This is a genomic window from Rhodohalobacter sp., from assembly GCF_041686455.1.
Taxonomy (GTDB): domain Bacteria; phylum Bacteroidota; class Rhodothermia; order Balneolales; family Balneolaceae; genus Rhodohalobacter.
In genome coordinates this window covers 1-9,111 of sequence record NZ_JAWLDW010000109.1, presented here as the reverse complement: position 1 = coordinate 9,111, position 9,111 = coordinate 1, and the positions used below count along the sequence as shown (strand labels likewise).

At 43.7% G+C, this 9,111-nt stretch carries 11 protein-coding genes and 1 pseudogene; 9 read left to right on the top strand and 3 right to left on the bottom strand.

The features are described 5' to 3' along the window. Together ACESM0_RS11170 and ACESM0_RS11165 are read right to left on the bottom strand one after the other, a co-directional pair. Positions 1–320: pseudogene (locus ACESM0_RS11170) on the bottom strand (hypothetical protein); the annotation flags it as partial. A 32-nt stretch (positions 321–352) separates the two neighbouring features. Continuing rightward, positions 353–691, bottom strand: a complete 339-nt coding sequence (locus ACESM0_RS11165; RefSeq protein ID WP_372906290.1) for a hypothetical protein — start codon at positions 689–691, stop codon at positions 353–355. A 133-nt stretch (positions 692–824) separates the two neighbouring features. Between ACESM0_RS11165 and ACESM0_RS11160 the strand changes: the two genes are divergently transcribed. Further along, positions 825–2,021, top strand: coding sequence for an MFS transporter (locus ACESM0_RS11160; protein ID WP_372906289.1), 1,197 nt, complete (start codon positions 825–827; stop codon positions 2,019–2,021). Between the two features lie 176 nt (positions 2,022–2,197). Here the strand turns inward: ACESM0_RS11160 and ACESM0_RS11155 are convergent, their stop codons facing one another. Further along, a complete protein-coding gene (locus tag ACESM0_RS11155) occupies positions 2,198–3,298 on the bottom strand; it encodes a chemotaxis protein CheB (RefSeq protein WP_372906288.1) in 1,101 nt (366 codons plus the stop codon). A 334-nt stretch (positions 3,299–3,632) separates the two neighbouring features. Between ACESM0_RS11155 and ACESM0_RS11150 the strand changes: the two genes are divergently transcribed. The 8 genes from ACESM0_RS11150 to nuoK all read left to right on the top strand — a co-directional run bounded on the left by ACESM0_RS11150 (position 3,633) and on the right by nuoK (position 8,936). Then, positions 3,633–4,073, top strand: coding sequence for an NADH-quinone oxidoreductase subunit A (locus tag ACESM0_RS11150; RefSeq protein WP_372906287.1), 441 nt, complete (start codon positions 3,633–3,635; stop codon positions 4,071–4,073). A gap of 50 nt (positions 4,074–4,123) precedes the next feature. Beyond that, positions 4,124–4,642 (top strand): NADH-quinone oxidoreductase subunit B, encoded by a 519-nt coding sequence (locus ACESM0_RS11145; protein ID WP_101072309.1) that lies wholly within the window; start codon positions 4,124–4,126, stop codon positions 4,640–4,642. Positions 4,643–4,644: 2 nt separating this feature from the next. Continuing rightward, on the top strand, positions 4,645–5,130 hold the full coding sequence (locus ACESM0_RS11140) for an NADH-quinone oxidoreductase subunit C (RefSeq protein WP_372906286.1): 486 nt from the start codon (positions 4,645–4,647) through the stop codon (positions 5,128–5,130). A gap of 18 nt (positions 5,131–5,148) precedes the next feature. Next, positions 5,149–6,294 (top strand): NADH-quinone oxidoreductase subunit D, encoded by a 1,146-nt coding sequence (locus tag ACESM0_RS11135; protein ID WP_372906285.1) that lies wholly within the window; start codon positions 5,149–5,151, stop codon positions 6,292–6,294. 80 nt (positions 6,295–6,374) lie between these two features. After that, positions 6,375–7,406 (top strand): NADH-quinone oxidoreductase subunit NuoH, encoded by a 1,032-nt coding sequence (nuoH, locus tag ACESM0_RS11130; protein WP_372906284.1) that lies wholly within the window; start codon positions 6,375–6,377, stop codon positions 7,404–7,406. 19 nt (positions 7,407–7,425) lie between these two features. Further along, positions 7,426–8,082, top strand: a complete 657-nt coding sequence (locus ACESM0_RS11125; RefSeq protein ID WP_372906283.1) for a NuoI/complex I 23 kDa subunit family protein — start codon at positions 7,426–7,428, stop codon at positions 8,080–8,082. Positions 8,083–8,088: 6 nt separating this feature from the next. Continuing rightward, positions 8,089–8,598 carry an NADH-quinone oxidoreductase subunit J gene (locus ACESM0_RS11120; protein WP_101072303.1) on the top strand — a complete coding sequence of 170 codons (510 nt, stop codon included), beginning with the start codon at positions 8,089–8,091 and terminating at the stop codon, positions 8,596–8,598. A 2-nt stretch (positions 8,599–8,600) separates the two neighbouring features. Beyond that, positions 8,601–8,936: an NADH-quinone oxidoreductase subunit NuoK gene (gene nuoK / locus ACESM0_RS11115; protein WP_101072298.1), complete on the top strand. Its 336-nt coding sequence runs from the start codon at positions 8,601–8,603 to the stop codon at positions 8,934–8,936. Positions 8,937–9,111 lie beyond the last annotated feature (175 nt).

The following is a 9,111-nucleotide window of genomic DNA, read 5'->3' as shown; positions in this document are numbered from 1 at the left end:
TAGTGCCATTTAATTTCAATGATCTCGTCCGATTCTGAAACGGTAAATGTACCCGGTTCCTCACTATTCTCGTTGATGTAGTCGGTGTCAGCCTCTGAAACCCGGATGTTTCGAATTTCTGTAAATCCCTGCTTAGGTAGTCGGTAATCTGCCCAACTGAAGGAGCCGTTGTAGTTGTAGGTTCTTCTCTCTTCGATGAGCACATTCCCATCCTCCTGGATCGTTGCGCGAATATTTACTTCCGGCATGGAGTAATCTTGTGCGAATACCGAGCTTATAGTTAACAGAAAGAAGAAGAGTGTTAATTGAATTGGTTTCATTGAAATAGGCGTGGTGAATTGTTTTTGTTCTTTTACTCAGACACTTCTACATCTATTAAGCGTATTTCAGGGAATTTTACTCCCCAACCTCTTGTGGTTTCTTCGCCGGTAATCAAAAAATCAGCGATGACTTCGACAGAATTTTCATTTTCAGGAAAATAAGACTCATAATCTTCATAAGAACCGGAAGCCCCGTATGTCGTGTCTGCAGTTTCCAGAAGCAATCCTGTTCCATCCACTGCCGGAGATCCGCCCCAGATAAGCGTGCCGGTTTGATCTGTAACGGTTTCGTTTTCGTATTGGCTGTCGGTGCTGCATCCCGTCAAAAAGAGTAAAACTGTTAGAAGTAAAAGCTGAATGAAATACCTCATATTGAAAATTTTTTGGAGTATTGTTTTCTATGAATTTACCGATTTGTTGATAACAATAAGAGTTATCGGACAAAAATGGAAACTGACTGTTAGATTCATATATTCTGCGGAGAATTTATGATCGCCATAACCCATGAGTGAGAAAACACCGACTTCTAAAAAGATTCCGGCAAGAATTCTTCCTGTAATTGTATTTGCACAGTTCGCAGGAACGTCTCTATGGTTTGCCGGAAACGCGGTGATTCCCGATCTGGTAGAACTTCTTCAGCTTACCGATGCAGCCGTTGGAAATGTCACGTCGGCTGTTCAGTTTGGATTTATTGGAGGCACACTTGTCTTTGCTTACTTGAGTCTGGCCGATCGTTACTCTCCGTCGCTGGTTTTTCTGATCTGCGCCGTAGCGGGTTCTGCTGTAAATGCGATGGCAATTTTCAGTACAGGCTATATTTTTCTGATACTTACCCGACTCTTTACAGGATTTTTTCTTGCCGGTATTTATCCCGTAGGAATGAAAATAGCATCCGATTGGCACCGTGAGGGTCTTGGACGTGCGCTTGGTTACCTGGTGGGAGCTCTTGTGTTGGGCACGGCACTGCCGCACTTGATTCGTGAACTCTCGGGTGATCTACCCTGGAAATTTATCCTGATTTCCACTTCGGCCATTGCAACGTTAGGCGGTGTACTGCTCTACATCACTGTTCCCGACGGCCCCTTTAGTGGTAAACGGGGAGTGTTCAAACCAAATACGATAGCACTGCTTTTTAAAGACCGAAATTTCAGGGCCTCGGCATTTGGCTACTTTGGGCACATGTGGGAACTCTACACGTTCTGGGCGTTTGTTCCGGTTATTTTAACACTCTATCAGTCAGACTACGGCGAATTGAGCCTGTCCGTATCACTGCTCTCCTTCTTGACCATTGGAATTGGAGCGTTGGGTTGCAGCATTGGAGGACTCATTGCCATTCGGAAAAGCAGTCAGTTTGTGACGAAGGTCTCACTCTACGTTTCCGGACTTTTTTGTCTGATGATCCCTTTTCTGTTTCATCTGAATGAACCGGTTTTTATTACTCTGCTATTGATCTGGGGAATTTTTGTGGTTTCTGATTCCCCTCAGTTTTCAACCCTGGTAGCCCGCTCTGCAGATAAAGATTATGTTGCTACCGGACTCACGATTGTAAACAGTATTGGCTTTGCAACAACGATTATCAGTATACAGCTTCTGAACATTTTGTGGGTTCAGTTTCACTCTCCGATTGTGTTTTTAGCCCTTCTGCCCGGTCCGGTTCTGGGGTTAATTGCTATCTATAGGTATAGAGGATCCGGCGAATAAGGTTTATTTTTTTAGTCAGATTCGAGAGTATCTTTCAATTTGGGGAGCCCACTATCCAAGTCTGAACCGATCAGCTTTTCCATGTCTCTTCCATGTTAAGTACTCCAATGAATGAACGGGTGAGTTGCTTAAACCAAGAGTGTAAAAATAGGATAAAGATGTTACCGAAGCCGCGGCTAGTACACCTTATTATAAGATCCCTGTTTAATCTTTTTGGAAATCTCGTGCCCCAGTCGCTCGATGGGGTAGGATCCTTCGTGCAGGCCGAGTGATTCAATTTTCCAGGGAAGATCTGCCAGGAGAGAGGAGTTTTTATTTTGTACGATGATATGACCGCCTGAAAAATCGATTATTTTGGCTCCATCAATACCGTCATTACCTCCACCTGATAAATAGACGGCAAGTACATTGCCCTGATAAGTGTTCTGCGTTGACTGAAGCAGTACATCTATCGATGGCCGGAATCCATGAATTTTAGGGCCGTGATGAAGAGTAATGACCTTTTTACCAATGATCGTTCTCGTAGATGCATGATATTTGCCCGGAGTGATATATACTGTTCCCGGTTTTAACTCAATGCCGTTGGTTGTCTCAACAACCTGAAGCCCGGAAATTTCGTTGAGCTGTTTAGCCAGTACGGATGTGTAAATATCTGGCATATGTTGAACAACTATTACAGGTACAGGGAGACTTTCAGGTAGGCTTGCCAGTAGCATATATAGCGACGGTACACCACCTAAACAGCCCGCAATTACTAAAAGTTTTATTCGGTTCTCTGCGTCTTTAAAAAAGTCGGTCGGTATAGTCGGAACAGGTTTTATTGCTTTATCAGAAAAGGATCCCCTAACTAAAAGATTCCGATTTAGTCTCGGTACAGCTTTTAGAACCGGAATTAAGCGGCCTTTAAAATGTTCATCAGGGAGTATTGTTCCGCTGAGAGTTGTTGTTTTAACAATATATTCAACGGCTCCCTTTTTAAGCGCAGATAACGCTGTAACAGCCCCAATTTCACTGTGAGTAGTCATAACCAGTACCGGAATGCGGGGATGATCTCTTCGAAGATGATATAAAAAGTCCATCTCTTTCGATTCTGGATTGTCGATTCCCAGCACTATAGCATTTGGACTGCTTTCAGATATCAAATGATCGATCTCTTTTACCTGATCGGTTGTGAAAGCACCGCTCAATATAAGGTCCTTATCATTATCAATAATGTCAGCTAAATTGTTGACAAGTGTTTGATTTGGATCGATAAGTAGAACGTTTACATTTTCCATGACTGAATGATTTTGGAGTAAAGTAAAATGTTCAAACCGCAAGGGTTTGATATTGAAACTTAAAGCGACTAAGTAAACTTGATATATAAGCCCTGCTTTAAAACACTTTTCACAATGGTAATTTAATTTAGATAATTAGGTATAAAAATCCCAATTGCGTATAAAATCAGTCTCAAATGGCCAATTATTGAAAGTGTAATCGAACATAAATAAATGCAGTCTACTCTTTGCATTGCAACAAAATGGGAGAGAATATAAGGTATTTAAAATTTATTTTGGATAAATAGGTATAAATATCATAATTTGATTTTTAAATAGAACAAATTAATGACAGATGATTGAAGATTTTGGTTATGTACTGCTCTTTCTGGTAACCGGTGCGCTATTTGTTGGAGTCGCTCTTTTTGTGTCAAAGTTGATCAGACCCGATCGTCCGAATGCGGAAAAACTAATGACCTACGAGTGTGGTGAAATTCCTTTTGGAAATGCCAGAGTCCAGTTTAACAACCGTTTTTACATCATCGGTTTGATGTTCCTGATCTTCGAAGTGGAAATTCTGCTACTCTTTCCCTGGGCAACTGTATTTAAAGATGTTGGCTGGCTGGCGTTCTGGGCAATGTTTATTTTCGTTTCTTTGATTTTTATCGGTTTTATATATGAATTGGGTAAGGGTCAGCTGAAGTGGGATATCCCGAAGCCGATTCGTGCTACCTATGTGGATGGAGTTGGTGTGATGGAAGAGTCGGAAGCTGAGACGTTAAAGAAGTCGGCTTGATGGAAAGGGTAACAAAGAGTTGAAGTAAAAATTAAAGCAACTGTTCGATTATGGGAATGCTTGATAAAAAATACCACGACAGTAACATTATTATCGTCAATCTGGAGAGTGCGCTGAACTGGGCTCGAAAAAATTCACTTTGGTACGAGCAGTTCGGACTGGCTTGTTGTGCGATTGAAATGATGGCGACAGCAGCATCAAAATATGATTTTGACCGGTTTGGTATTATACCGAGATCTTCACCAAGACAAGCCGATGTGATGATTGTTGCCGGTACGGTTACCATGAAAATGGCATCGAGGATAAAGCGTCTGTATGAACAGATGTCTGAACCGCGATATGTGATCAGTATGGGGTCCTGTTCCAACTGTGGAGGCCCATATTGGGAACACGGTTATCATGTGCTGAAGGGGGTAGACAAGGTAATTCCGGTAGATGTATATGTGCCCGGTTGTCCGCCGCGGCCGGAGGCACTTCTTGAGGGCTTTATGAAACTTCAGGAGAAAATTACAGGTGAGACAATCACCGAGAGTAAAGATGTCAAAGTAGAAGCTGAAAAAGTATCCTGATCATGAAAGAACAAGAAGAAATATTCGATTATCTAAAAGAACAGTTCGGAGAAGATACTGTTGAGTTTATGAAAGGGGATGTAGGTCGGCCCTGGTTTCAGTTTCCGGCAGTCAGAATCAAAGAAATCGCAAAGTTTTTGAGAGATACTGCTGAACTCCGTTTTAATACACTCATGTGTCTGAGCGGAGTTCATTACGCAAAAGAGGAAGAGTTGGGTGTTACATATCATGTGCACTCAACCACTCTTGGTCACTCTATGGCATTTAAAGTTAGAGTGCCGATCGATCAGCCGAATGTTCCATCAGTAGAATCGATCTGGAAAACGGCAGACTGGCACGAACGTGAAGCGATGGATATGGTGGGAGTGATGTTTGATGATCACCCGAACCTGAAGAGAATTTTAACGCCTGAAGATTGGGAGGGCTATCCGCTCAGAAAGGATTACGAACCGCAGGAGTTCTACCAGGGAATGCCAACCACTGCTTAAAGTGAAAATGAACTTACGATGATTGAAGAACAGATTTTAGAAACAGGTAAAGACACTCGTGAGATGACCATCAATATGGGGCCTCAGCATCCGTCTACTCACGGTGTACTCCGGCTTGAGCTCGTATTGGACGGTGAAATGGTTAAGCAGTGCCGGCCAAATATCGGCTATCTTCACCGATGCTTTGAGAAGTATGCTGAGTCGGTTGAGGATTACGCGAAAGTGATTCCATACACAGACCGGATGGACTATGTTTCTGCAATGAACCAGGAGCATGGCTATGTAATCGCTTTGGAGAGACTTCTGGAAGTGGAAGTGCCCGAGCGCGTGGAGTATATGAGGGTGATAGTGGCGGAGCTGCAGCGAATTGCCAGTCATCTGCTTGGAATCGGGACTTTTGGTCTGGACCTGGGAGCGTTTACTCCATTTCTATACTGTTTTACGGAACGGGAAAAGATACTGTCCATTTTCGAGAAAGCGACAGGAGCTCGCCTTCTTTATAACTATATGGCTGTTGGCGGTTTGATGAGGGATATTCCGAAAGACTTCAAATCGGACACCGCAGAATTTGTAAAAACATTCAGGCCAAAAATTAAGGAGCTGAATGACCTGCTCTCCTATAATAAAATTTTTATCGATAGAACGGCCCATATTGGAATTTTACCCAAAGAGGTTGCACTGAACTACGCAGCTTCCGGTCCGGTGCTTAGGGGTTCGGGAGTAGAGTGGGATCTCAGAAAAAATGATCCCTATTCCATTTACGATCGTTTTGATTTTGAGATTCCGGTCGGGAAAGGAGAAGTGGGTACTTTGGGCGATTGCTGGGATCGATACATCGTACGTGTTCGTGAAATGGAGCAGAGTCTGCGTATTATTGAACAGGCACTTGACGGCATGCCAGATGAAGGGGACGTCAAAGAGGGGATACCCAAACGTATTCGCCCCAAAGAGGGTGAAATCTATACGCGTACCGAAACTCCGCGCGGTGAACTCGGATACTACATCATCAGCGATAAAGGAGCGTCACCGTATCGTGTGAAAGCCCGCGCACCAAGTTTTGTGCACCTGAGCATGCTGCCGGCAATATCAAAAGGAGCGCTGATTGCAGATATGGTTGCCATTGTGGGAAGTATCGACATTGTACTTGGAGAGGTGGACAGGTAGGGTCCCTTTTTTTAAAGCTTAATAGGATATAAATATCTAAAAATCTAAATAGTTGAACGCTTCGGCAAAATCAATTGCACATGTTTGAAACGATTGGAAATATTATGGCTCCATTGACTGCAATTATCATACATGCAGCCATTCCGTTAACCATCATCCTGGTTTACGCGTTGGTGGCAATATGGGGTGAACGAAAAATTGCCGGTTTTATTCAGGATCGGTTGGGACCGATGCGGGTTGGCGGATTTCACGGGTGGGCACAATCCATTGCGGATCTCCTGAAGCTGATCCAGAAAGAAGATATCATCCCAACGGATGCAAGCCGGTTCCTATTCAAGTTTGCTCCTTTTATGATGTTCGCGGCCTCTTATGCGGCATTTGCGGTTATACCTTTCAGCAGTGATTATATCGGCAGCAATATTAACGTGGGGGTGTTTTATCTGCTCGCCGTAACCTCCATACTTACGCTGAGCGTAATTATGGCAGGATGGGCATCCAACAATAAATGGTCCCTTTTGGGTGGGATGAGAAGTGCCGCACAGATGGTTAGCTACGAAGTGCCAACCATTGCTACCGTACTTACCGTAATCGTTGTGGCAGGTTCACTGAACCTGATGACCGTAACCGAAATGCAATCGGGTAATGATATACTAGGGTTTTTGCCCAACTGGTTCATATTTCAAAATCCATTTTTGATTATTGCCTTTGGCATCTTCTTTATCTCCATTCTGGCTGAATCGCACCGGGTGCCTTTCGACCTTCCTGAATCCGAATCGGAACTGGTGGGCGGTTATCAAACAGAATATTCCGGTATGCGATGGGCCATGTTTATGCTTGCCGAGTATGCCGATATGCTTCTGCTCTCCTTACTTGGCGCAACACTCTTTTTTGGCGGATGGAACAGTCCGTTTGGAGAATTTATGGCAGGGCCGTTCTGGGGATTCTTCTGGTTCATGTTAAAAGGACTGCTGCTTGTATTTGTGATGATGTGGATCCGGTGGACACTGCCGCGGTACCGGGTGGATCAGCTTATGCATATCTGCTGGAGCATTTTGATCCCTCTATCATTCGTGAATTTGATACTGGTTGCACTGTGGGAAATGATTTTCTAAACCTGAGATTATAAAAACAATGGCAAACCAAATAAAAGAAGGCTGGCTGACATTTAAATCGATCTTTACGGGGATGGGCATCACGATGCGCCATCTGTTTCAGCCGTCGGTTACTCTTCAATATCCCGAGGAACGAGAAGAGTTGCCGCCGGGTGCACGAGCACAACTCTATGTGAATATTGATGACTGTATTGGCTGTAATCTTTGTGCAAGAGCTTGTCCTGTAAACTGTATCGATATCGAGACAGTGAAAGCCACCGATGATGTGGATCTGGGTAAAACGTCCACAGGAAATCCGAAGAGATTCTGGCTCACACGATTCAACATAGATATGGCCAAGTGTATGTATTGCGATCTCTGTGTGCATCCTTGTCCCACCGATTGTATCACCATGGTACCTGAATATGAGTACTCCGAGTTTGACCGAACCAATTTTGTCTACCATTTCAGTAATCTCTCTCCGGAGATGGTTGCCGAGGTTAAAGATAAAGCCGAAGAGGAGGCTGAGCGAAAGAAGCGGGAGAAGGAAGAGATGATGCGCAAGAAGGCTGAGGAGAAGAAAAAGAAAGAAGAGGAAGCCAAAAAGAAAGCGGCTGCAGAAGAGGCAGATAAAGATGATAAAACGGATGCAGATGATTCAACCAACAAGAACTCTGAAAATGATGATAAGGAGTAGGGGATCATGGAATTAACAGCAATACTTTTTTACCTCTTTTCACTGGTTACAATTGGATCAGCATCAGTAATGGTGTTCTCTAAAAATGTGGTTCATTCTGCTTTTGCGTTAATGTTTACCCTGATCGGTGTAGCTGCGCTTTATGCTCTTCTTTACGCTGATTTTCTAGCGGCCACACAACTTCTGGTCTATGTAGGCGGAATTCTGATCCTGATTCTGTTCGGGCTGATGCTCACCGGCCAGGGACATACGGTAAGTTTCAAATCCGTAACGGTGAATATGGTTCCGGCTACCGTACTCTCGATTGCCGCAGGCGTATTGCTGATCTATGCATTTGTAACAACGGGCTGGAATGTAATCGAACCCATCGAACGAGATGAAACCGTTTACGAGATGGGGATGATGCTGATGGGAAGCTATATCCTGCCATTTATAGTGATTGGTGTTCTGCTGCTAATTGCCATTATCGGTGCCATTCTGATGTCCACAAGAATATCAACAGAAAACACGAATTAGATATGGAATCATCATTTATACAGTGGCTGGCTGAACCTGCATTAACTCATTTTTTGATTGTCAGTGCCATACTGTTTGCTTTGGGTTTGATGGCCGTAATCTCAAAGCGGAATATCATCATGGTTCTAATGGGAGTGGAGCTGATTCTGAACTCAGCCAACATCAACTTCGTGGCTTTCAGCCGGTTTACGGAACTGTCGATGGAGGGTCAGATGATCGGAATGTTCATCATCATTATCGCTGCTGCGGAAGCTGCCGTTGCACTGGCCATTGTGCTTAATGTTTTTAACCGATTTAAGTCCATCAACCTGGATGATCTGAATATTCTGAAAGGATAGTCATCGCAAAACTGAGAATTTTCACGATATAGAACTTCAAATGTTTATACAATTATCATTACTCATACTGCTCCTGCCACTGTTGGGATTTATTGTATTGATCTTCTCAGGTAAACGACTGCCGAGACAAGGAGACTGGCTGGGAACCGGATTACTTTCAGTTACACTGATTCTC

Bases quoted from the DNA above. Each gene is read 5' to 3' on its own strand.
- ACESM0_RS11165 (WP_372906290.1), bottom strand. From the start codon at position 691: ATGAGGTATTTCATTCAGCTTTTACTTCTAACAGTTTTACTCTTTTTG.
- ACESM0_RS11160 (WP_372906289.1), top strand. From the start codon at position 825: ATGAGTGAGAAAACACCGACTTCTAAAAAGATTCCGGCAAGAATTCTT.
- ACESM0_RS11155 (WP_372906288.1), bottom strand. From the start codon at position 3,298: ATGGAAAATGTAAACGTTCTACTTATCGATCCAAATCAAACACTTGTC.
- ACESM0_RS11150 (WP_372906287.1), top strand. From the start codon at position 3,633: ATGATTGAAGATTTTGGTTATGTACTGCTCTTTCTGGTAACCGGTGCG.
- ACESM0_RS11145 (WP_101072309.1), top strand. From the start codon at position 4,124: ATGGGAATGCTTGATAAAAAATACCACGACAGTAACATTATTATCGTC.
- ACESM0_RS11140 (WP_372906286.1), top strand. From the start codon at position 4,645: ATGAAAGAACAAGAAGAAATATTCGATTATCTAAAAGAACAGTTCGGA.
- ACESM0_RS11135 (WP_372906285.1), top strand. From the start codon at position 5,149: ATGATTGAAGAACAGATTTTAGAAACAGGTAAAGACACTCGTGAGATG.
- nuoH (WP_372906284.1), top strand. From the start codon at position 6,375: ATGTTTGAAACGATTGGAAATATTATGGCTCCATTGACTGCAATTATC.
- ACESM0_RS11125 (WP_372906283.1), top strand. From the start codon at position 7,426: ATGGCAAACCAAATAAAAGAAGGCTGGCTGACATTTAAATCGATCTTT.
- ACESM0_RS11120 (WP_101072303.1), top strand. From the start codon at position 8,089: ATGGAATTAACAGCAATACTTTTTTACCTCTTTTCACTGGTTACAATT.
- nuoK (WP_101072298.1), top strand. From the start codon at position 8,601: ATGGAATCATCATTTATACAGTGGCTGGCTGAACCTGCATTAACTCAT.